We start from the raw sequence: 23,674 nt of genomic DNA, 5'->3' as shown, positions 1-23,674 counted from the left end.
GACGAATGCCCATGGCAGGTCATACCAGAAACAAGGAAGAACGATGAAGAAAGCAATCCTTACTTCACTTACCGCACTGGGGCTTGCATTTAGCAGTATGAATACGTTTGCAACCAGTGTTATTCGTCTTGCTCATGACAGTCAAGAAACCTCTCCCGTACACAAAGCAATGCTCTATTTCGAACAAGAAGTGGAAGCTCGCTCAAACGGTGAGATAGAAGTTGAAATCTATCCGGCAAGACAACTAGGCGATGTGCGTGAGACGACTGAACTCGTACAGCAAGGCAACTTACAAATGACGTTTGGTGCGTCAGTTTTACTCTCTCCCTACGTCCCAGAGTTTAACGTGCTCGACGTGTTCTACCTTTTTGATAGCGAAGAGCAAGCACACAAAGCGCTCGACAGTGAGAAGATCGGACAACCATTGTTGAATGCTATGGAATCAAAAGGCTTTCATGGACTTGGCTTTATGGAGGTCGGCTTTCGTAGCGTGACCAACAACAAACAGCCAATTGATAGTATTGAGGACCTGAAAGGGCTAAAGATTCGCTCGGCATCTAACCCCACTCAAATAAGCGCGTGGAAATCTATTGGTACTGCGCCAACACCTCTGTCTTGGGGAGAAATTTTCACCTCGTTACAACAAGGCCTGATTAACGCTCAAGAAAGTGCTATCTACTCTATTTATGCCGAACGTTTTTACGAGGCACAAAAGTACCTCTCTTTAACTAACCATATATACACCAACTACGTGTTGTTCATGAACAAATCGTTTTGGGATTCACTGCCGGCCGCACAACAAGCGCTGATCAGTGAAGTAAGTAAAGAAACCATCGCAAAGCAGCGCGACCTCGCCGCTAAGCAAAACCAAGAAGTGATCAAAGATCTCGAAGCGAAAGGCATGACGGTTAACATCGTCCCAGATGACGTGCGCAGCATCATGAAAGAAAAAATGAATGCAGCCGTGTACCAAGATCTGCGTAGCAAGACAGGTGAAGACTTGTTTGACAACGTGATTGCCGAGATAGAACGCCTATAACTCCCACTCTTTTGCACGATCTGGAAACAGGTCGTGCTTTCCGTTTTGGAGGTGAATATGAAGTGGTTTCGCTTACTAGACAAATACCTAGAACCTACCCTTATCGTTATCGCGATCTCAACGATGACAACTTTACTGTGCTTGCAAATCGCACTACGCCTATTTGACGCAACGATCGCGTGGGCTGAAGAGTTGGCTCGTTATTTATTCGTATGGGCGATGTACCTGAGCATCAGCTACTGTATCCGAGATGATCGACACATCCGTATTCGTGTGTTCATCGATAAACTTCCGGGCAATTGGACGCAATTCAGTTTGATTGCCTCTGATCTTATCTACCTTGCCTTTAGTGCCACTGTCGCCTGGTTTGGATTTAAGGTCATCAACCGAAGCCTGCAACTCGGTCAGATCGCACCCGCAATGGAAATACCTATTGCTTGCCTGTATGCGTCCGTTTTGGTTTGCGCAATCTTAAGCTGCGTGCGCTTGGTAACCAGCATTTATCAACGCACTAGCGCTCTATCCAATACCAGCGAACGGATACGCTTTTCACGCCAACGCTATCGCCATCTTAAAGCCAAGTATCGTACTTCTAACCGACTATTGGAGCTTAACGCATGACATCTGCACTTTTATTTGGCAGCTTTGGTCTGCTTCTGCTCATTGGCGTTCCAGTTGGTATTGCTCTGGCGGCAGCCAGTATGGTCGCGATATTAAGCCTGCCCTTTCTTAACATCGAGTTCTTAGTACAAGGCTTGGTGACAGGGCTCGACTCCTTCCCTCTCCTTGCCGTCGTTCTTTTTACCTTGGCAGGCAACCTCATGAGCCAAGGAGGGATCTCAAAACGATTATTGCATGTGGCGGAGGTCTTCTTTGGTCACTTTACTGGTGGGCTTGGCATCGTCGCCATTGTGGCGTGCATGTTCTTCGCTTCCATCTCTGGTACAGGGTCTGCCACCGTTGCCGCTATCGGCCTGACGATGATTCCCTCTATGGTGAAGAAAGGCTACGACCGTAGTTTTGCAGGAGCTTTGATAGCCTCTTCCGGCGGGATTGGCGTCATTATTCCACCCTCTGTGGTGATGATCGTCTACGCGATCACAGCTGAGGTCTCAGTCACCAAGATGTTCATGGCGGGCATCATTCCTGGCTTGGTCGTCGGTATGGTATTGATCGGCTATTGTCTAATTGTATCCAAAATACGGGGCTACACAGGTAACGAGCACAAAGCGACTTGGGCAGAGCGTCTTGATGCGCTAAAAGAAGCCAGTTGGGCAATGCTACTACCCGTTATCATTCTCGGTGGCATCTATTCCGGTATTTTCACGCCTACCGAATCAGCCGCCATTGGTGTGCTCTATGGCTTGTTCTTTGGCATGTTTGTTTATAAAGAACTCAAACCAGCGCAAGTGGTGAAAATCATTCTAGAATCGTCACTGTTAGTTGGCGCTGTGCTCGTCATTGTGGGTGCGTCCGTGACGTTTGGCCGCATATTGACGCTAGAACGTCTACCAACAGAGATCGCTCAGTTCATTCTATCGATTACCGAAAACAAACTTCTGATACTGCTTTGCATCAATGTCCTGTTGTTGCTTGTCGGTACCTTTATGGAAACGCTGGCCGCCATTGTTATTCTCACGCCAATTCTGCTACCCATTACGTCAGCACTCGGCATGGACCCCGTTCATTTTGGTATCGTAATGATCGTGAACTTGGCCATTGGATTTGTTACGCCTCCTCTGGGTGCCAACCTGTTTATGGCAAGTCAGGTAGGCAAAGTACCAATAGAGTCGCTCTCTAAAGCCATTATGGGCTGGATTGGAGCAATGATAGTGGCCTTGATGTTGATTACCTTCATCCCTGCCATCTCTCTATCGCTGCCTGCGCTTTTATCCTGAACCCAAACTTCATAGGCCCGTAATAATTTCTCCAGCCACTAGGTATGCACCTTTCTAGTGGCTCTTTTTGTTTTTACAGGCGCTAGTGACGGCTTTACAGCAATTAGCATTCGTATGCAATTTACTCTCGCCCTTGCCTCATTTTGGCAAGACTTGCACCAAAACAGAGAAAAATAACGAAGGTTCCCATAGAGCGATAACAAAAAGCATCTTAAGTACTGATTGCTCTAACTATTTCTTTAAAACAAACGCAACCACCCTAGTTAAATCATTAAAAACAGAGCATTAGAAAGAAATTCATACAAAAAATGCATCTTAATCCTGCCTATAAATTCACTCAACAAAGTTCAGAATTTTCTTACAACACCACATTTGTCGTGTTTATTTTTCGATCAATTGTTAAAAATCTGATCATCAGCACGCTATTTACACACCACACAAACAATCCATTGACAAGTTTGCAACATGAGTTAGTTTTGGATACGTAATCAATTTTAATCCAATACATAACTATTCAACTCAGGAGGTGATTTATGGCCATGGTTGGCTTCGATGAAAAGTGGCGTGACTTTCCCGACTACATTCTTGGTATCACAAAAGAGATATGGGAAGATCGAGGTTTGAACACCTTGGAACACTACTACTCTCCTGACATTGTTGTTCGCACTCCCCTCTCTATCGTCCAAGGAAACGAGGGAGTTATCAGTGCTACGATGGCGACGCTAGCGGAATTTCCGGATCGAACTCTCTATGGCGAAGATGTCATTTGGTCTGGTACGCCAGAGCAAGGCATGCTTTCTTCTCATCGAATCATCTCTACCGCAACGCACAGCGGAAACGGCTTCTATGGACAAGCTTCGAACCGCAAGCTTCGTTTCCGCATTATCGCGGACTGCCACGCTATTAATAACCAAATCAATGACGAATGGTTGGTTCGCGATCAAGCCGATATCGCGAAGCAATTAGGCATGACATCAGAAGAGTTTGCACGCCAGCAAATCGAATTCGAGGGTGGCGTGGAATCAAGCCCATTTCCATTAACACCTAAAGCCGATATTCCAGGCCCCTATTTGGGCATAGGCAATGACAATGAATACGGCCAACGTTACGAAGCGATTCTAAGAAGTCTTATGAACGCCGAGTTCTCTACCGTACCAAAAGAATACGATCGCGCTTGTATCGGCGAATACACAGGCGGTCAAACTGCCCTATCACACTCGGAAGTTGACCATTTTTGGATGGCACTTCGCGCGTCCTTTCCTAATGCTCAATTTTCCGTTCACCATCGTATCGGCCGAGATGACGACATGATGTCACCACGCGCTGCAATTCGTTGGTCTTTGCATGGTAAGCATGAAGGGTATGGGATGTTTGGTAAGCCTTCGGGGAAAGAGGTTTACATCATGGGGATCAGCCACGCTGAGTTTGGCCCTTGGGGTCTTCGTCGCGAATTCACTTTGTTTGACGAGACCGCAATCTGGAAGCAAATCCTGCTACAGCAAGGCTAACGGCTGATTAAACACTATTCATTCAAATCACAGACAGTAAGGAAGCAATATGTCACTCAACATCATCGAACAGTTCTACCAGAACTACTTCAACGCCGCAGATAAAGAGCAAAAACAGACCGCTCTGCAAGCTTTGAACCCTGACGTAAAATGGTGCGTGGCGCACCCTGTGAACGATCTCAATGGCCCAGATGCAACCCACGAATCTTTCCTCTCACCACTTGTTAATGCTTTACCTGATGCCGAACGCCGTCCAATGATTGTGATGCACGGCGAATACGAAGGCCGCACTTGGTACAACTCTACTGGTTACTTTGTCGGTACGTTTGAACAGCCACTGTTTGGCATCCCTGCAACAGGGAAAACACTCTACTTACGTTACACCGAAATGGTGTGTGTGGAGAACGACCAAATCACCGAATCATACATGATTCCAGACTTCATCGATGCGATGAATCAAGCGGGAAGCAACCCTCTTAGAAAAAGCTTAGGCCACGATGGCTTAGTCCCTTCTCCTGCGACGTCAAACGGTATCCAACATTCTGTTGTGTCTCTGAAAGAAAGTGAGAAGAGCGCCCAATTAGTCGAAGATATGCTGTCTTGCTTGGGTCGTTTTGATGGTCAAGATCTCTTCTCGATGGATTTAGAAAACTACTGGCATAGTGACTTTATGTGGTACGGCCCAGCAGGTATTGGTACGACGCGCGGCATCAAAGGTTTCCGTAACCACCACCAAGCACCATTCGTGTTCGCCTTCCCTGATCGAAGTGTCGATATTGAGGTCAATTTTTTGGCTAAAAATGACTACGTATCCACAGGTGGCTGGCCACATATGCATGGTACTCATACTGGTCACAGTGGCTGGCTCGGTCTTGCTCCGACAGGAAAACACATCGAACTTCGCGTTATGGACATTTGGCGACGCGAAGGCGATTTACTGAAGGAAAACTGGGTGGCGATCGACATCGTTCATATCCTGCTGCAACTTGGATACGACGTATTTGCACAAATGAAAGAACAGTTAGAAGGACCTAATTATGCATGAGTTTGGCGCTCTTAACTGGAGCATCCTTGGCGGATACATTGCCCTAACGTTAGTTCTGGGCGCGGTAATTGGTAAGCGAGTGACTTCTGCGAGCCAATTCGCCTTGGGTGACAAAAACATTCCTTGGTGGGCGATCGGTATTTCAGTCGTTTGTACTTACGTCAGTGCTATGTCGTTTCTTGGTGGGCCGGCTTGGTCATACAAAGAAGGCCTATCGGTTATCGCAATTCACCTCAATTACCCACTCGTGATCTTCTTCATCGTGGCTGTATTTATGCCGTTTTTCTACAACAACGGTTTAACCTCTATCTACGAGTATCAAGAGCGACGCTTCGGCAAGGCTTCACGACTGACATTGTCGTTTATCTTCCTTATCAAACAAGCATTGAGCTCGGCAGCGGTACTCTATGCGACAGCAATGATTTTAGAGTTTATTACTGGTATCGACGTGATGTACTGCATCATGATCGTCACTGCAATTGCCCTCATCTATACCGTTATGGGCGGTATCGCGGCCGTTATTTGGACCGATGTGATTCAAGCTGTGATCTTGTTTATTGGCGCATTCATCATCATCGAAGCCGTATGGAATGGCATGCCTGCCCCGATGACGGAGGTAATGGCAGAACTCAAAGCGAAAGGAATGACAGATGCCCTACAAACAAGTTTTGACCTAAGCCAAGTAACGACGGTGTGGGCCGGCGTTATCGCAATGACCATGTTCCACACCACCGTGTATGGTGGTAACCAAATGATGGTACAACGTTGTATGGCCGCGAAAAACATGGGCGATGCGAAAAAGGCAATGTTGATGATGGGCTACGTGGCCTTCTTTATTTACTTTGTCTTTATCTTGCTTGGCGTCCTATTCAACGCTTATTACGACGGTAAAGAGTTTGAAAATGGCAACACCATCATTCTTCATTACGCGAGTGAATATGGAATGCCAGGCTTGATGGGCATCATTGCAGCTGCGATTCTGGCGGCAAGTATGTCGAGTCTCGATTCCGCCTTTAACTCAATGGCGACCGTTTCTGTGGCTGACTTTTACAAACGCTTCTACAAGCAAAACGAGTCGGAAGAGCATTACTTAAAGGTATCGCGTTTCTTCACGGTGGCGTGGGCGATTTTGGTCATCATTCCAGCGATCATGTTTGCCACCAGCACCGGCTCGGTACTGGAAGTGCTGAGTAAGGCAGGCTCTTACTTTGTCGGTGCGAGCTTCTGTATGTTTGTCCTTGGGTTCTACTCAAAACACATTACTGAAAAAGGCTTGTTGATTGGCGTTGCTGCTAGCTTCTTGGTGATTTGGTATGTAGCCGTTGCGACCGATATTGCGTGGCCTTGGTATTGCGTGATTGGCGTCCTTGTGAATGCCGTTGTTGCTTACATTGCTAGCCTTCTCCTGACGGGTAAACAAGATGAAATGCATCTTTACACAGTGAAAGGCCAGCAAGCGGAATATGCTCGTCTAAATAAACCAATCAAGGAAGATGGTTGGTATGTCGTTCCCGGCAAAATCGATGCTCCATGTTATGGCTTACTAGTGATGTTTGTGTTCTCTCTCGTGATGCTTTGGGGGATCAACGCGTTTACCGACAACGCTCCTATGCTGATTAACTTTATGCGTGGCTGCTCTATTCTTGTCGCAACCGCTTGCATCGGATACATGGGGTATTCACTCCTCTCCCCGAAACGTAAAGTTGCAGTCAAACAAGCAAATTAATGTTCTTTACGTAGATACTGTACGTCCAACAAACGGACAGTATCTACGCTCTAGCTCTAGTGCTAGCTCAAAGCAAATCGAATGGGTTAACCCACATTTTGCTTTTTAATACTCCAAAGCCATTATTCTACTTAGGATACCCGTTAGAACATTTATGAATACGTACCTATTTATGCTAGTCTTATGACCTCAATTACTGGCAACTAAGTTTTATTCATGAAATCAATTAAACACGTAGTCACATCAAAAGATGTGGCAAAGATGGCAGGCGTCTCTCAATCTACTGTATCGCGCGTGTTTGTTCCGGGTAGCTCAGTATCCGAAAAGACCAAGCAAAAAGTCTTTGAAGCGGCTAAAGCCCTTAACTACCGCCCTAACGCCTTTGCACGTAGCCTGACCACAAACGAATCGAAATTGATAGGTTTGGTGTTTCCTGATGCGGATTACCCTATCCATATGAAAACACTGCAATTAATTTCCAGTGAGTTACAGAAAAAAGGTTATTCTGCCGTATTGATTCCATGGCAAGTGGATGAAGAAGAGGGCCACTCAATCCCAAATATCTTCCAGTATCGCGTCGATGGTGTCATTGCTGCTTCCGCAACCTTCAATAAGTCCCTTTATGAAGAATGTGAAGAGTTTAATATCCCAATTGTTCAATACGCACGAGTTGTTGAAGGTACTAGGAGTAGCTACGTTATCAGTGACAACTACGAAGCAGGCCAACAAGCTGCGCAACTTCTGCACAAAAGTGGCGTGAAGAACGCGGTTTATTTGACGGGAGAAGTGCCAACCTTTACGAATGACGAACGTCAAAGCGGCTTCTGCTCTGAATTTGAAGACCTAACCGGCAAGACGCCACGCATCATTGAAGCCAGCTATGACTACGCGAGCTCACTTGATAAAGTCCGTGCCATACTGGCAGACAAAAATCGGCCTGAAGCGGTGTTCTGTGCAACCGATAACCTTGCGATGGCGGTCATGGATATCGCCCGTATAGAATGCGGGTTGAGGATTCCTCAGGACTTACAAGTCATTGGTTTTGATAATATTCCTCAGACAGAATGGTTAAGCTATCAATTAACCACGTTCCGCCAGGATTTCCGTCGCCTCGCTCGCGAGTGCGTGAAGATCATTGTTGATCAAATTAATACGAAAAACGGCAGCCTAGTAAAAATGATGGTGCCAGTGAAGTTAATCGAGCGCCAGACAACAAAAGCTTAAATAGCTATAGCCAGCCATTCGGTTGGCTTTTTTATTTGCCTCTGACTCCCAAACGGCTCATTTAGTGTTGTAAGCATTAATGAACCCATGTATATTTATGAGCTATTACACTATATGAACCAAACAAAAAGAGGCTCATAATCCTTATGACCACGTATCTTTACACTCGTTATTCGCCAAAAAATCGAGCTTACCAAGAGCACCTTAATACTCTAAAAGCTTTTGCGCCCGAAGCTCAGCATTTTGAGGATAAGGTTCGTGGTTGCATGCCTCCAACCGAGAGAGAGGCATTCTTACGACTGCTCGATTCCGTCAGAGCTGGGGATACGATTGTGCTCTGGTGGCTGACCGCATTTGGTCGCGACTTTAGTCAAGCATTGAACACGATAAAAATGCTACTCGATAAAGGGGTAACATTGAAAACTGTATGTGAATCAATAACTTTTGAGCCAGGTTCTGTTCAGACTCAAACACTACTCACAGTGTTATCTGGATATGGGAAAGTGCAGACTGAACATCGCCTGTTTGCCGCAGAGCAAGGGCGACAGGCCATTAAAGAGCAGCCAGAATTATGGAAACAGAAGTTTCGCGGCCGCCCCGCAAACAAAACCAAACACCAACAGATCGCAACGTTACTGCTAGAAGGCTACACATTGCAAAACGTAGCAGAGCAATGCGAAGTCAGTCTATCGACTGTGAAGCGGGTCAAAGCAAAGCTAAATGAAGTGGATGACGAAGGCGGCTTAAGCTCACGACGCCAAAAAGGTTGTTTGAATGGAGACCAGTCATGAGTCGCCCAATCAACTTTCATACTATACTACTCGCCTGTCTTATTATTAGCGTTGGCCAGTTGAGCATGGGGCTAGTTATGCCCTCTTTGCCATGGATAGCAAAAGACTTTTCCATCTCCCTCGACCAAGCTCAACTGCTTGTGAGTATTTATTTGCTCGGCTTCGGCCCCTCTCAATTTATCTACGGGCCAGTGTCAGATGCTTTAGGACGAAAAAGAGTATTACTTACCGGTTTACTCATCGCGATGTCTGGTCTGCTGATAATTATTTTCTTCAGTGACACATTTACAGGGATGGTGATGGGGCGCTTTTTACAAGGGTTAGGTACAGGATGCTGCGCGGTACTCGCGAGGGCGTCGACTCGAGATAGATTTAGCGGGGATGAACTCCCAGTGGCAATGTCTTACATCGCCATGGCGGCTTCAATCACGCCACTTATTGCACCTGTGATTGGCGGCTTTATCAACTTCCACTTCGGTTGGAGTATGGTGTTTATTTCTCTGTTGGGCTATGTCTCGCTGGCTTGGGTAATCATCGCCTTTAAGTTCACAGAAACCATCACAAAACGTTCTGTCATTCCGTCACCCCGAAAAATGTTACTCCAATACAAGAGCTTACTTACGTCTCGTTACTTTATGAGCTTCGCCAGTATCAGTTGGTTAAACTTCAGCTTAATGATTACGACAGTCTCTGTGATGCCATTTATCATGCAAGATCAAATTGGCATGACCTCCGCTCAATACGCGATGTGGGCGCTCATTCCCGCTTTGGGTATGTTATGTGGTACCACGATTTGTAACCGAGTAAGGCCAATTATTGGCAATAAAAAAATGCTGCTCTGCACCCCATTTCTTCACCTCGCTGCCGCAATATGGTTATTTTTCTGTCCTGTTGAGCCTCTATTTCTGATGCTAGGACAGCTATTAATGATCTTGGGTAATGGTATTGCCCTACCTTGTGCACAAGCGATGGTAATGCAACCTTATAAAAAGCAAGCAGGTGCCGCAGCGGCAATGTCTGGTGGTGGACAAATGGTCGTCTCCTCATTGGTCAGCTTAACTCTGGTGCAGCTTGGATTGAGTCAAGCATGGCATCTAGCGATCGTTATCGTAATATTTGCATCGCTTACCTTCACCAACATTCAACGTGGCTTCAGTGCAGAGCAACCTTCAGAACGATAACAAAAAACATACTATTGTCCTTATAGTTACGACAAATCGTATAAACTTAAATTTAGGAAAAGTTGGCGGATACTAACATGATGTTGCATTTAAGAATGGGCGCCTTAACACTCGCCACATTGATATCCGCTGGCACTGATGCGAGCGCCAACGAGAACTGGCAGTTCGAGAGTGACAAGAATGGAATCACAATTTACTCCCGAGAACATAGTGACGGTTTAGTTGAGATCCGTGCCCGGATGTTCACACCCACCAGCTATGGTGCATTTTTAACGCTACTGGAAGACAGTGACAATATCCCGAACTGGATTGACAATGCCAGTCATAGCCGGGTTTTAAATCAGATATCGGCCACCGAGAACATCGTTTACACCCAGTTTAAAGCACCATGGCCTGCCAAAAATCGGGATATGGTCACCTACTCAAAGTACTGGGTCGATGAGCTGGGATTCACGATAGAAATCAAAAGCGCACCTGACTCATATCTTGCTGAACAAAATGGTTATGTTCGAATTCGCTCGGTTGATGCGACTTGGGAGTTACAAAAACTCACAAACGATACAACACTCGTGGAATACAAGGCGTTTGCTGACCCCGGAGGTCTATTGCCAAACTGGCTGATCAACAAACTCTCAAAAGAAAGTGCATGGGCGACATTTAGTAATTTAAGAAAAGAGTTACCTGAATATCAGCAATACTCTCATCCTCAAATAGATGAGTAAGCGTCGCTCTTCCCACTCGCTTTTTAATACGGTACATAATAACAAAAGGCGGCTTCAAGCCGCCTTTTTCTACGCAATGTGTTACTGCTGTGCAACCGTTACAGGTTTAGTTGCACCGCGGTAATCAAACTCAAAACCAATACCTTGGTCTGTCACGTCCATCGTCATACCACCAACAAGCTCGCCTTGTAAGCTTTTGACAACATCATCCGGAACCGGCTCCCCAGTGATTGACGACGCACTCTCTAACACTTCCAAAATACGCTCTGAATCAAAATCAAAGCTGAACAAGCCATTTGGAGAAAGTGATTGCGCCATCACTTCTTTGCTTGCTTCCGCAGCACTATCACCACTGTAAAGGGTGAAATGGTTTTCGTTTAGACGAGCAAACACGTCCACCTTCATGCCAGTATGCATTTCTAATAGGTCACTGACATTAACAGGTTGGTTATCCGGTTGAATTTGCAATTGAGCAAGTTCAGGAACGAACATTTGCGCAGTTTGAATAAGCATCATTGGATCATTGGCAGAAAGAGACAACATACCATCTAGCTGGCTAAATACTTCACCATGCTGAGCATTAGTATCTACTTTGATATCAAACATTTGCAGGCTTAACCCTTTAAGGCCATTAACCATGCCTGACCCCATGCTTACAGCGGCTGCTGGATTCTGGCCGCCCATCTCTTGCTGCATTTGTGTCAATAAAGAGCATTGATATTGAGGCTGGGTCAAGTCAGCCCAAATCTGACCAATCGATGGCGCTAGAGTATTAATGTCTAAACCAAGCGCCATACTAAAGAAACTCTTATCACTTTTAGACTCAGCCAATACACCACGAATCGACTTGAGCGCATCTAGAATCACTTTATTGTTGGACTCAACAACAAAAGAACCTTTAATGAACGCCTGATCGCCTTTCATCTTGTATTCTGCAAACGCGACGGACTGAGGCCAGTTTTCTGCAACTTGAGTAAGCTCAGTATGGCAGGCTGGTGAACGCATTTCCTCAATCGTTGGTTCAGGATCTATTGCATCCAACGTGCTGATTTGACGAGCAAACATATTGCCATCTTTCGTCGTCAAACCTTTAATCACTTCGCGATGATCAAAGTAACCAAAAGAGTTGTTGTTTTCACCGTATTTGGCTTGCAACGCCTCAAGGCGTCCACTGTCAGCAATATTTTGACTTGGTGCTTCAAGCCCTAATGCCATTTTAATCGGGTTTTGAACGCCCAGTTGCGGAACATCAACCGTTAACGTAAGCACGTTATCAACCACGGCTACAACCAAGCCAATACCGTCCTGCGGGTCAATTGAATCAGTCATCTCGTAACGACGATACTCGACTTCACCAAGCTTAACCAACTCATGCTTAGCGCCGCTCATCTGCTCTTCATGATCCAGTGTTTTCCATAACGCGGCAGGGTCTTCAATATCCACTTTGTACACCGGTACCATACCAATTGTGTACAACACAGGATTAATGTTTTCCCCGGTGCCCAAATAAGCTTTTAATGTTTCTGGCGACGCAGCACTCTCTAGGTACCCATCGAATAAGTTAACTGCAAACTGCTGTTGTGGAGACAGTGGTTCATCGGCAAAAAGTTCTGCAATCGAGCCTTGATTCGCCGTACCGAATGCGTTCATGTATTTATAATGGTTAAAAGGTTCTGTCTGATACGTCACCATAAGTGAATCTGCAGGAACTTGCGTTAACAGTGAGCCTGCATCACTCGCGGTAGTATTGTTTTGGTACAGGTAGCCAGCGCCCCCTGCTGCTGCGACCACTGCTGTAGCCAATAGTAGTTTTTTCACGACCAACTCCGTTGTCATAGTTATGTGTTCCTAAACGAAATGTAACGCTTAGGTTTAAAGCCAATGAATAGTGCTTTATATCAACCGCTATCATAAACAAGTTATCGATGTAATGAATGTCGGTTTGATAAATTATCCAACATTTATAAGGCAAACCGTGAAGTAAGTTGAATTGCGTGCGGATGCTATTGGCAATATTCACAATCCAATTTCTCGGATAACCGCCTTAAAAATCATAATATTCAGTTAAATGAAGCGATTTGGAGTAATTACGACCAAAATCAGCAGAATATTAAATCTTTATTGAGTCTTTTATCTAATATCTGAAAACGCCTCACGACCTGACACTTCTTTCCAATTTGCCTCTGGCGGTCCCTACTCGTTTTCCTTACATTCCTACTAACTCAGTGACGAGACGTATACCAAATACGAGCAATAGAAGACGATGAAAGACCAGTTGACGATCTCTATATCAACTATCAATGGCTCAAGACATTGGTACTTCAGTAAAAGGATGCAACGCAACATAAAAACGTTTTTCGTTTTTTTTGTTGTTGCTCTGGCCGCGACCGTAATCTTAATTCATCACTTGTACACTCGCGTTGATAATGCAGCGTTAAAACAAGCTGAATTGACAGAGCATTCACGCACCATGGGTGAAGAGCTCAGCACACTGAAAACACTTAAATCAGAGCTAGAAAATGACCTTTCAGAACGGGAAGAACGGGTACAACTTGTTTCGGAACGTTTGGGTGAATTAGAGAAAGTGCTTGGGGTTGGAGAACATACCTCGACAAATAACTTGGATGCTAGGCTCGATGCAGCGGCGATAACCTCAAACGTTCGCATGGTGTTATTAAACCAAATACCAAGTGGCTCTCCAGTCGGCAACGTACGACTATCTTCCGGATTCGGTAAGCGTATCCATCCGGTGACAAAAGTTGCCAAGATGCATCGTGGGCTCGATTTTGCCGTAAATATCGGCACCAAAATTTATGCCCCTGCCGATGGGGTAGTGGAAGTCACCCGCCGCAGTAATAAAGGCTCTGGTAACTTCCTCAGGCTGCAACATTCTTTCGGTTTTTCGAGTTCTTATTCGCACTTGAAAGCGTTCAAAGTAAAAAGTGGTCAGTTCGTCAAAAAAGGGCAGCTGATTGCAATTTCCGGCAACAGTGGGCTCTCTTCTGGCCCTCACCTGCATTACGAGGTGCGATTTGTTGGGCGAGCACTGAATCCGAAACCATTTGTCGATTGGAGCCTTAATGATTTCGAAGACATTTTTACTAAGGAGCGAAGAATACGATGGGAATCTTTAATCAAAACAGTGGAACAACGAGTAGCTCAGCAGCTTCAACTCTCATCGCCAAAGGCTGTTCTCTTAGCGGAGAACTCAAAGTAGAAAACGATGTCCAGATTGATGGCATCGTCGATGGTCAAATTAACGTGGAAGGCACTCTCGTTGTCGCAGAAAGCGGGCGAGTAAACGGTGAAATCTACGCTAAACAGCTGATCATTAATGGCATGATGGACGGAAACTGTCACGCAGAACACATTCAAGTGCTTGCCAAGGGACGCGTAAGCGGTAGGATCTGGAGCAATAACCTCAGCATTGAACCTGGTGGCAAATTCTTTGGTGAAGCAGCCGAATTACCTGAAAAGGAAGTGGTAACGTTAAAGGGTAAGGCTCAAGACAGTGCGATCACAAAAGAAAACAACACCAACAATGAAAAGCGACTTGCGCGTAAATCAGCATAAAAGCTTTGATTAAAGTGCTTAAAAAAGACGGCTTTCACGCCGTCTTTTTTATTACTATTGCCACGATTTTCGTCAGAAACTACGTGATTATTCGGCCGGATTTAAAACCATCACCGAGCGTTTTGCTTGTGGACCAAAAGCTGATTTTGCATGCGCTTTCACTTCATCTAACGTCACACTTTTAGCCACTTTCTCAACGTCAAGTAACACATCGACGCCGTAATCATGCACCAAATAACGAGCATATGCCCATGATCTCTGTGCTGGGTTGTCATCCAATCCTTGCATCGCGACTGCCAGTTGTTTCGCGGCCGTATCCACTTCTTTTTGGGTAATATTTGACGCTAAATCATCAAACACTTTACCCAGTTTACTCTCTAAAAGTGCCACGTCTTCGGGCTCGACTTGAGACTCCAAGAGCCAATCAGAGATGGGTTCGCGATCTTGTGTCATGGTGTAAATGCTCGGGCTGTAATCAAGGCTAGACTCTTCTCGCACAATATCCAAAACACGTGCATTACTAATACGTTGCAAAATATCTTCGATAACCGTGTCTCTTGCCGTACGTTGGTAATCGCTCGTATTAGTCAAACGCATTACATACAACGATGAAGGTTCATGCCCATCCGCAACCACAGTTCGCTCCGGCACTTCCGGGTTAAACGCAACGTGATAATCAATCGAACGACTCGGTTTCATTTCGATAGAGGCCACATACTTACGCAAAAGTGGTGTAATTTCTTCCGGCTCTACGTTTGCAACAATAACCATCTTAAAACCATCATTGGTTTTGAAAAGTTGCTCATGCACCGCTAGTATCTGCTCAGAAGTCACTTGTTCAACATCATCACTGGACACTATACGATGACGACTACCCGGCAAATAAGAATTGCCGTTTGCTTTTTGAATCAGTTTTCCCATCGGTGATTCAAAAAAAGCGCCGCTCTGCTGTTTAAACTCTTGCTTCGCTGCTGCCATCTGGCGCTCGTCGACTTTAATCTCCGTCGCTAGGTTGTATAGTCCATTCAAAGCATCAGTTAGGTGCGTATTTGGCGCCGTAATTTGTGCTCCGTGACTGGTCGCATCAAGCATCGCGCCAAGCGCAATGTTGTTTTTGCGTAAGTAGCTATCTAGCTCTGAACCAGAAAATGCCCCTAACCCACTGCGTATTGCCGTTGTTGCTGCGATTTCATAAGCGGCATACAACGTCGGATCAACAGCGGCTTTACCACCTTGGCTCGCATAGTAAATATACGCTCGACCACCCGCTTTAGTATCTTTTTGGAACCACACTTCGACACCGTTTGATAGCGTATAGACTTGAAAACCACCCGCTTCCTGACGCATGCTCGTGATGCTGCCTTCCTGGGTAGGCTTTAAGAATCCATCCACTTTGTCATACATCTCTAACGGTTTTTCGCCAGTTTGAAGATAGGCACTGTTTAGAGCGGCAAATACACCATTGAACTGTTCTGACGTTTCGCTTTTCCCCAAACCAATAAAAAAGCTTGGCTGCTGAGATAACAAAGCCGTCAATTGTGTGTTAATGCTCTCTAAATTCTCGTTGTTGATGAATTCTGCCAAACTCTGGGCATAATTCTCTTTTGATTGGCTGACACTGTCTTGTCCAATTTGAAAAACACGTGCTTCTGCGTAACTGTTTGGCTTGCGCTGACTCCAATCTGAATCAATATTTGCAAGTTCACCTTGCCAATTTGACATAACGCTATCTAACTCGGATTGAGTCGCACCATAATCTCTCAACGACGCCAAGGTACGAATGAAAGTCTGGTGCATTTGTTCGCGGCGATCTGGTGCAAACGAAATCCCTGCCGACGTCATACGCTGATAGTTAGAGTAATAGGGCTCTGCATAAGCGTATTGAAAAGGTTCAGCGGCATCACTGAGTACACGGATCAAACGCTGTTGAATGAGTTGTGTTGCTACTTCATCACGCCACACTTCATGTTGTTGCTCAATCGTCGTGCCGCCACTTAGACCACGCTCAATCACTAAATGAAGACTTGGTGATTCCATCGTGTTACTTGGCAAGATTCTGTTTTCGTTGTTCACTCGAATATCACGGCGCTTCTCTATTAGCGTATCCGAGGTACTTTCCCAGTTCGAGAACTTGCTTTTGATAATCTTGGACAGTGAATCTACGTCGATATTACCAGTCACAATCAACTCGGCATTTTGTGGCTGGTACCATTTGTCGTAAAACGCCTTTAACTTACTCGAGGAAGCATTTTGAATCGCTTCGCGAGTACCTATTGGGTCATGCTCACCATACATAGTGCCTTCAATCGAGGCTTGGTAAGCATGCATAGAAAAGGACTTATCATCCGGATTAGCACGTCGCCATTCCCCGAGAATCACCCCTTTTTCTTTCTCTACTTGCTCAGGAGCAAACTCAAGTCCGTTACCGATATCTCTCATCCACTTCAGGGCATCTTCTAGCTTCGTATTATTCGCAAGGTCAAGTTGGTAAGACGTTTGCTGATAACTGGTAAAAGCGTTGATATCAGCGCCAAAGCTACCACCAGATTGCTCGAAAAGTTTAACAACGTCGTTACCGGTAAAATGCTCACTACCATTAAACGCCATATGCTCAACAAAGTGAGCGTAACCCTTTTGAGAAGATGTTTCTTGGAATGAGCCGATATTCATCACCAAACGGACCGAGACTTCTTGATCTTCTGTTGGATAAAGATGGTATTTCATACCGTTCGATAACTGGTCCACGTGCCAGTTGGCGTCAGGTTGAATCGGCGTCGACTGTTGTATCAGAGCACACCCTGACACTAATAACGCGGGGACTAACAATATACTGCGCATAACGATTGCCCATAACAATGATTAAGCTAATCAATATATATCCGGTGCTATAACCTTCACATTTTTAATGGATTATCAGACGCGCAAATGTGATAAAGATCACCTTTTATTGAAATCAATTCTCATTTACAAAAATCGACAAATCCTTACTTTACAAATACATAAATAATATCGTTCCAAATTCTTTTGCTTATTTGGTGTAAAACTCAAATTCGCGACATGGAGTCAGTATTTATTTTGAGCAATAAAATATAATTATTGAACAGATTCGAATCTGACTTTCTGCTGCATATTCAACAGCGCAGAGAGCACTGATGAGAATAAAAACACAACAACTATTATTCAAAGATCTATTATTCGCTTTATGTTCAAAAATCTATCATTAAAAAACAAACTGGCAATCTCTGCCAGTGCCGCCATCATTCTAGGGGGAGTGCTGGTAGAGGGGCTGTCTTTTCGAGATTCATTAAATAGGCTCGATGTCGAAGTCGCACAGCGACTAGAAAGCACTAGCGCATCTTACAATCAATACGTAAAGGACTGGCTACTCTCTAAAGAGCGCGCACTAACTTCACTCTCTTCTGATTCAGAGAAACGTTCTCTGGTTACGCATTTGAAACAAGTCCGAGACTCTGGCGCGTTCGATAACGTTTTCCTCGCTTACCCGGACGGGTCACAAGACAACGCTAATGGGGTGGTTTTGCCACCAGGTAATAACGATCCTCGCAAGTGGGGCTGGTACACCAACGCCATTGCCAATCCATCGAAAGTCTTTATGGATAACCCGACCGTTGCTGCTGCAACTGGTGCGAATGTGGTGTCGCTCGGTAAAGCCCTGCAATTGCATGGTCAAACCGTCGTTCTGGGTGCTGACGTAGAGATCGGTGATATCCTGAACAGTCTGAACCAAGTGATCCTACCGGGTGAAGGTTATATGTTTATTGCCAATGAACAGGGCAATATTTTCACTCATAACAACGGTAAACTGCTGAATCAACCGGTTAGCAAGCTAGGCCTCAACAACAACGACATTACGTCTGCCGCACGTTCAGGTACAGAGCATCGCGTCTCTATTAACGGCACCGAATATGTGATTTACGCGCGCCACATAGAGGGTACCAAGCTCACAACAGTGACGGTGTTAGATCAAAACTCGTTGGTTGCCCCACTCTACGATGCTGTTTGGGATCAGATCATCGCAACCACCATCGTCGTCGTTATCTGTGTAGCTTTGTTTAATCTGCTATGTAGCATCTTGTTCCGTCCGCTCTACAACGTTTCGAATGCGCTCGCACAAATCGCAAACGGCAGCGGCGACCTAACTCAACGCATCAAAGTAGAAAACCGTGACGAAGTTGGTGAGCTGGCTGAAAACTTCAACCAGTTCGTTGAAAGTTTGCAGCAACTTATTGGTCACATTCGTCACCAAGCGGAAGAACTGAGCCAACAATCGGAGCTGAGCACGAATCGCGCGAATCAATCGGTTTCCGATCTGAACCATCAGCAACAAGAAATCACTATGGTGGCGACCGCTGTGACTGAAATGGCATCGGCAACGCAAGAGATTGCAGCACATGCAGAGCAGACGGCTAAAGCCGCTCAAGACTCTTCAGCAAGCACACAAAACGGTCATGAGTTGGTGATCAACTCCAAATCGTCCATCAATAATTTGTCTTCTGAAGTCAACCAAGCGAGCGTTGTCATCGGTGAGCTCAACCAGCACGCGCAAGACATCTCAACCGTGCTATCAACGATTCGAGACATCGCAGAGCAAACCAACTTACTGGCTCTGAATGCGGCGATTGAAGCGGCGCGTGCAGGTGAACAAGGTCGCGGTTTTGCCGTTGTTGCAGACGAGGTTCGCGTGCTATCACAACGCACACACACCTCAACCGAAGAGATTCGCTCGACGATCGAGACCTTGCAGCAAACCACACAACGCGCAGTGGCCATCATGGATACAAGCTCTCAGCTCGCGCAAGGTTCGGTGGAAGATGCTGATCGCGCAGCACTGGCTCTGGATGAAATCAACGCGGCCGTTGCGCTGATCAGCGATATGGCAACGCAAATCGCGACCGCCGCCGAAGAGCAAACGCACGTAACCAATGAAATCACGCAAAACGTCACGTCCATTAAAGATGTGACCGATCACTTGGTAGTTGGTGCCGAAGAATCGATGAATCAATCTGCTGAGCTGAAATCGCAAGCTGAGGATCTCAACTCGAAAGTAGCAACATTTAAACTGGCTTAAACGCCACATTAAGGACGCTCTTAAAAACAACAAACCCCGCTAGCGACTTTGTTACTAGCGGGGCTTGTTTTTATGGATCGACGTTTTTATTGCAGATAGCTTTCGAAAGACGTAAACCTACACCGCCACACACATCGGCGTGCCTGAGATTGGGTCGTTAAATACTCTCGCTTGTAAATCAAACACCGATGCCAACATACCTTCTGTCAGTACCTCTTGCGGTGTTCCCTGCGTGACTAACTGACCTTTTTCCAACACCACCAAATGATCGCAGTAACGGCACGCTTGGTTTAGATCGTGCAGCACTACGACCACTGTTTTGCCTTTGTCGTTCATCTGCCTCATGAGTTTCATCAGCTCAACTTGGTGAGAGAGATCCAAGTAAGTGGTTGGCTCATCAAGCATCACTACGTCGGTATCTTGCGCCATTACCATCGCAATCCACGCCCTTTGCCTTTGACCGCCAGACAGCGATTCAACTGGCTTGTCAGCAAACTCAATCACGCCAGTATCTTGCATTGCTTGCTCGACTAAGGTCTTGTCTTGTTGACTTAACCGGCCCCAATGAGAGAGATAAGGCGAGCGGCCATATTCGACCAGTTTTCTGACGGTAATACCTTCAGGACTGACAAGAATCTGCGGCAGCAAAGACAACGAACGCGCCAAGCGTTTATCACCGTAGTTGCTTAGAGGTTTGTCGTCATACAATACTTGGCCAGAAGCGGGTTTATTGATGCGTACCAAGGTTTTTAATAGTGTCGATTTACCGCAACCATTTGGGCCAACAAGCGCGGTAATTTTACCTTGAGGAATCGACAAAGAGAGATCTGGAATGATGGTCTGTTTGCCGTACGCGACGGATAAGTTCTGCGTTCGTAACATGCTTACCAACCTCTATAACGATACAAAAGAAAAATGAAATATGGTGCGCCAATAACAGATGTCAGCACTCCCGCTGGTAGCTCAATTGGTGGCTGTAAGCCTCTCGCTAAACCATCGGCGCAAATCACCAACAAAGCGCCAAGGGTTGCAGCGGCTGGAATCAACAACTTGTGGTTGTGGCCAAACAGCAAACGCGCAAGATGCGGCGCAAGCAGGCCAACAAAGCTGATCGTGCCTGCCACAGACACACTGATACTCGCCAATAGCACGGCAGCAATCAACGCAATAATTTGGATCTGTCTTGGTTTCGTGCCAAGTGTAGTGGCGCTTTCTTCTCCCAGTCCCATAACATCTAGCCGCCAAGCCAGCCAAAACGCCAATGGTAGTAGCAGCAATAAAGCACTCCAAATAAACGGCACTTGTTGCCAGTTTCGTCCCCACAAACTGCCGGTTAGCCATACCATCGCCGTGTTGATTTCAATAGGGTGCACAATCAGAAGAAAATCGATACCGCTAGCTAAAAATGCGCTGACAGCAACACCAATCAGCGCCAAACGTGCTGGTGTTGGTTTCGACCAGTAAGCCAGCACAGCAATAAAGCCAGCAGCAAGCAAGCCTCCCGCCATAGCGACCATCGGCAACATTGCCACTGGCGCATTCGGATACAGCACCAAACAAGCGGTAGCCGCCAGTCCTGCTCCGGCGCTTATCCCCATTAAATCTGGTGAGGCAAGTGGGTTACGGATGACGCCTTGAACTAAAACGCCTGACAGCCCCAACCCAGCGCCCACGCCAATGGCGAGCAACATTCTCGGTAATCGATATTGGTGAATCACAAAGTCCGAGTCAGAGAAAGAAAACAGTAATGCAAAAACCTGTTGAGCCGACATGTTCGCCGCGCCAACAAACAGCGTGAGAGAAGACGCAATCAGCAACAATCCAACTAATGCAAACAGTTTGGTTTGATTCATCATGATGATTTCCTCATTGCAATCGCGATAAAGCAAGGTGTGCCCAACAGCGCGGTAATCACGCCCACTGGCGTTTCAGCCGGAAAGGCAATCGATCGTGATAAAGCATCTGACCACGTCACCAATGCCGCGCCACACAAAGCGGAAACCGGAATGAGAATGTGATAGTTGTGACCAACAATCGGGCGTACCAAGTGCGGCACTAACAACCCGACAAAGCCAATTGGCCCAGCAATCGCCACGCTAGTACCCGCCAACAGCACAACCGCTAAACCACTGATTAATCGCGTAAGACGAATGTTACCACCCAACCCGACAGCAACTTCGTCCCCCAACGCGAGTAAATTTAAGTTTCGCGCTAATCCCATTGCGAGCACCAAACCTAAAGTCGCAAAAGGCCACTGTTGCTGCCACTGCTGAGAATCTACCGCAGAGAGTGAACCCGTTAACCAATGCAACACGCTGTAAGCCATGTCATCCGCCAAAATTACCGACGCACGAGTTAACCCTATCAGCAGCGCACTGATGGCAATGCCTGCCAGCACCAAACGCAGTGGGTGAGAACGCGCGGAGAAAAAACCGCCCAACAACATGACCGCACCACCACTTAGTAGCGCGCCGAGTACTGCGTTGATGATTGGGTTCAATTGACTAAAGAATGGTACGCCGATAGACGCCAAGGCCATAAAACAAGCCGCACCAGCATTAATGCCGAGAATGGATGGCGACGCCAAAGGGTTACGAGTTAATCCTTGCATCAGCACTCCGGATACCGCAAGCGAAGCGCCAATTAATAACCCAGCATAGGCACGAGGCGCACGCAGCGTCGCGAGGATTTGATGCAGCATATTGCCCTCATCAAACGCAAACCAATAGCTTGTCAGATCATTAACGCTCAAAGAAAAGTTGGACCAGCCAATCATTGAGGCTGCATAGCCTGAGAGCGTACACAACGCCATAGCACAGACAAACAAGCTCGCTTTCCAATGCGATTTGCTAACCGAAGACGCGCTTTCCGAGCTTATCGCCGAACTCATGAGCGCTCCAATAACGCTTCAAGATTGCGGGCAATTTCTTCCGCAGCCAACATGCCGCGATTTAACGACCACAGTTCAGGAGAGACCTCAACAAGTTGCTGTTTTTTCGCAGCGGTTAGCAGCTTAAATAATGGGTTTTTGCGCCACTCATCCACAATATTTGGTTGAGAGTAAAGTCCAACTAACAACCAATCAGGGTTGGTTTTTAGTAAAAGTTCAAAACTGGTTGGGATATACGCTTTTTGCTCAGATGGAGCCAGCGGGCTTTGGATGCCCAGCGTACTCAAAACGCCCCCAGCGTAAGAAACCGGGCTATGCAGCCACATCCCTTTGTCAGAAACCACACCAAACTGAATGGTTTCTTGTGTTGCAAAATGCTGTTTGAACTCCGCCATTGTCTGTTTGTGCTGCTCAATGCGTTGTGTCATTTTCGCTTGTTTGCCAATTGCCACGCCGATTTTCTGTGCAGATTCGAGGTTTTCTTGATATGTCTCACCACGACTTTTTAATAGCAAAGTTGGCGCAATTCGCTGCAAATCTTGATAAATAGCGCGATGACGTTCGGCATCGGCAATGATCATATCAGGCTTGAGCACCGCGATCGCCTCTAAACTCGGTTGTGAACGCATGCCGACCGATTGCCAAGGTTCAATCTTGGCGCGAACAGCAGGGATGACTCGTGTGACATCGTTGTCATCGGCAACGCCTACCGGTGAGACATCGACGGCCGCCAGAGCGTCCACAAACGAAAACTCCAAAACCACAATACGTTGAGGTATCGCTTCTAGCTCAAAAGTGCCTTGCTCATCTTGCACGCTGCGCACCTGAGCACTTGCGGAAAATGACATAAAAACTGAGCTCAACAGCATCAGCAAAACGGTTGAAAAGTGTTTGATCGTAAATTGTTTTTTATTTTTCATCTTGCTTTTTTCCAGTGCTAAGTGTTTTCCAGTACCTAAGATCGGCAAAGTCGCCAAGGTAAATTGGC

At 46.2% G+C, this 23,674-nt stretch carries 19 protein-coding genes; 13 read left to right on the top strand and 6 right to left on the bottom strand.

What is annotated here, in order from left to right; translation table 11 throughout:
* Positions 1 to 43 precede the first annotated feature (43 nt).
* The 10 genes from R7E00_RS05300 to R7E00_RS05255 all read left to right on the top strand — a co-directional run bounded on the left by R7E00_RS05300 (position 44) and on the right by R7E00_RS05255 (position 11,134).
* Positions 44 to 1,039, top strand: a complete 996-nt coding sequence (locus tag R7E00_RS05300; protein ID WP_262606201.1) for a TRAP transporter substrate-binding protein — start codon at positions 44 to 46, stop codon at positions 1,037 to 1,039.
* Positions 1,040 to 1,096: 57 nt separating this feature from the next.
* Complete coding sequence (locus R7E00_RS05295) at positions 1,097 to 1,660, top strand: TRAP transporter small permease (RefSeq protein ID WP_262606200.1); 564 nt, start codon at positions 1,097 to 1,099, stop codon at positions 1,658 to 1,660.
* Positions 1,657 to 2,937, top strand: coding sequence for a TRAP transporter large permease (locus R7E00_RS05290; protein ID WP_262606199.1), 1,281 nt, complete (start codon positions 1,657 to 1,659; stop codon positions 2,935 to 2,937). Before R7E00_RS05295 ends, R7E00_RS05290 begins: the two co-directional genes overlap by 4 nt.
* A 533-nt stretch (positions 2,938 to 3,470) precedes the next feature.
* On the top strand, positions 3,471 to 4,445 hold the full coding sequence (locus R7E00_RS05285) for an ester cyclase (RefSeq protein ID WP_262606198.1): 975 nt from the start codon (positions 3,471 to 3,473) through the stop codon (positions 4,443 to 4,445).
* Positions 4,446 to 4,494: 49 nt separating this feature from the next.
* Complete coding sequence (locus tag R7E00_RS05280) at positions 4,495 to 5,490, top strand: ester cyclase (RefSeq protein WP_262606197.1); 996 nt, start codon at positions 4,495 to 4,497, stop codon at positions 5,488 to 5,490.
* Positions 5,483 to 7,216, top strand: coding sequence for a sodium:solute symporter family transporter (locus tag R7E00_RS05275; RefSeq protein WP_017820102.1), 1,734 nt, complete (start codon positions 5,483 to 5,485; stop codon positions 7,214 to 7,216). Before R7E00_RS05280 ends, R7E00_RS05275 begins: the two co-directional genes overlap by 8 nt.
* A 216-nt stretch (positions 7,217 to 7,432) precedes the next feature.
* Positions 7,433 to 8,440 (top strand): LacI family DNA-binding transcriptional regulator, encoded by a 1,008-nt coding sequence (locus R7E00_RS05270; protein ID WP_017820101.1) that lies wholly within the window; start codon positions 7,433 to 7,435, stop codon positions 8,438 to 8,440.
* 146 nt (positions 8,441 to 8,586) lie between these two features.
* On the top strand, positions 8,587 to 9,231 hold the full coding sequence (locus R7E00_RS05265; protein WP_047102429.1) for a recombinase family protein: 645 nt from the start codon (positions 8,587 to 8,589) through the stop codon (positions 9,229 to 9,231).
* Complete coding sequence (locus tag R7E00_RS05260; RefSeq protein WP_017820099.1) at positions 9,228 to 10,412, top strand: multidrug effflux MFS transporter; 1,185 nt, start codon at positions 9,228 to 9,230, stop codon at positions 10,410 to 10,412. The genes R7E00_RS05265 and R7E00_RS05260 overlap by 4 nt, the downstream gene beginning before the upstream one ends.
* Before the next feature lie 77 nt (positions 10,413 to 10,489).
* Positions 10,490 to 11,134: an START domain-containing protein gene (locus tag R7E00_RS05255; protein ID WP_017820098.1), complete on the top strand. Its 645-nt coding sequence runs from the start codon at positions 10,490 to 10,492 to the stop codon at positions 11,132 to 11,134.
* Positions 11,135 to 11,215: 81 nt separating this feature from the next.
* Here R7E00_RS05255 and R7E00_RS05250 read toward each other — a convergent pair whose 3' ends face one another.
* Positions 11,216 to 12,970: a hypothetical protein gene (locus tag R7E00_RS05250; protein WP_017634495.1), complete on the bottom strand. Its 1,755-nt coding sequence runs from the start codon at positions 12,968 to 12,970 to the stop codon at positions 11,216 to 11,218.
* 427 nt (positions 12,971 to 13,397) lie between these two features.
* On the opposite strand from R7E00_RS05250, the gene R7E00_RS05245 reads away from it, so the two are divergent.
* Both R7E00_RS05245 and R7E00_RS05240 read left to right on the top strand, forming a co-directional pair.
* Positions 13,398 to 14,351 (top strand): M23 family metallopeptidase, encoded by a 954-nt coding sequence (locus tag R7E00_RS05245; protein WP_005374721.1) that lies wholly within the window; start codon positions 13,398 to 13,400, stop codon positions 14,349 to 14,351.
* Positions 14,255 to 14,707 carry a bactofilin family protein gene (locus R7E00_RS05240; RefSeq protein WP_080773744.1) on the top strand — a complete coding sequence of 151 codons (453 nt, stop codon included), beginning with the start codon at positions 14,255 to 14,257 and terminating at the stop codon, positions 14,705 to 14,707. Before R7E00_RS05245 ends, R7E00_RS05240 begins: the two co-directional genes overlap by 97 nt.
* A gap of 87 nt (positions 14,708 to 14,794) precedes the next feature.
* On the opposite strand, the gene R7E00_RS05235 is transcribed toward R7E00_RS05240, so the two are convergent.
* On the bottom strand, positions 14,795 to 17,545 hold the full coding sequence (locus R7E00_RS05235) for a M16 family metallopeptidase (protein ID WP_213871306.1): 2,751 nt from the start codon (positions 17,543 to 17,545) through the stop codon (positions 14,795 to 14,797).
* 364 nt (positions 17,546 to 17,909) lie between these two features.
* Between R7E00_RS05235 and R7E00_RS05230 the strand changes: the two genes are divergently transcribed.
* Positions 17,910 to 19,796 carry a methyl-accepting chemotaxis protein gene (locus tag R7E00_RS05230; RefSeq protein ID WP_262606196.1) on the top strand — a complete coding sequence of 629 codons (1,887 nt, stop codon included), beginning with the start codon at positions 17,910 to 17,912 and terminating at the stop codon, positions 19,794 to 19,796.
* A gap of 117 nt (positions 19,797 to 19,913) precedes the next feature.
* Here R7E00_RS05230 and fecE read toward each other — a convergent pair whose 3' ends face one another.
* The 4 genes from fecE to R7E00_RS05210 form a co-directional block, all read right to left on the bottom strand.
* The gene (gene fecE / locus R7E00_RS05225) at positions 19,914 to 20,678 is read right to left on the bottom strand and encodes a Fe(3+) dicitrate ABC transporter ATP-binding protein FecE (protein ID WP_005383457.1); all 765 of its coding nucleotides are present in this window, start codon (positions 20,676 to 20,678) and stop codon (positions 19,914 to 19,916) included.
* Positions 20,679 to 20,680: 2 nt separating this feature from the next.
* Positions 20,681 to 21,652: a FecCD family ABC transporter permease gene (locus tag R7E00_RS05220; protein WP_047102431.1), complete on the bottom strand. Its 972-nt coding sequence runs from the start codon at positions 21,650 to 21,652 to the stop codon at positions 20,681 to 20,683.
* Positions 21,649 to 22,608, bottom strand: a complete 960-nt coding sequence (locus R7E00_RS05215; RefSeq protein ID WP_392404212.1) for a FecCD family ABC transporter permease — start codon at positions 22,606 to 22,608, stop codon at positions 21,649 to 21,651. Before R7E00_RS05215 ends, R7E00_RS05220 begins: the two co-directional genes overlap by 4 nt.
* Positions 22,609 to 22,682: 74 nt before the next feature.
* Complete coding sequence (locus R7E00_RS05210; protein WP_047102526.1) at positions 22,683 to 23,606, bottom strand: Fe(3+) dicitrate ABC transporter substrate-binding protein FecB; 924 nt, start codon at positions 23,604 to 23,606, stop codon at positions 22,683 to 22,685.
* Positions 23,607 to 23,674: the final 68 nt, after the last annotated feature.

It is taken from the genome of Vibrio sp. Vb1755 (assembly GCF_033338635.1).
Taxonomy (GTDB): domain Bacteria; phylum Pseudomonadota; class Gammaproteobacteria; order Enterobacterales; family Vibrionaceae; genus Vibrio; species Vibrio alginolyticus.
This window is presented reverse-complemented; position numbering and strand designations above follow the sequence as displayed.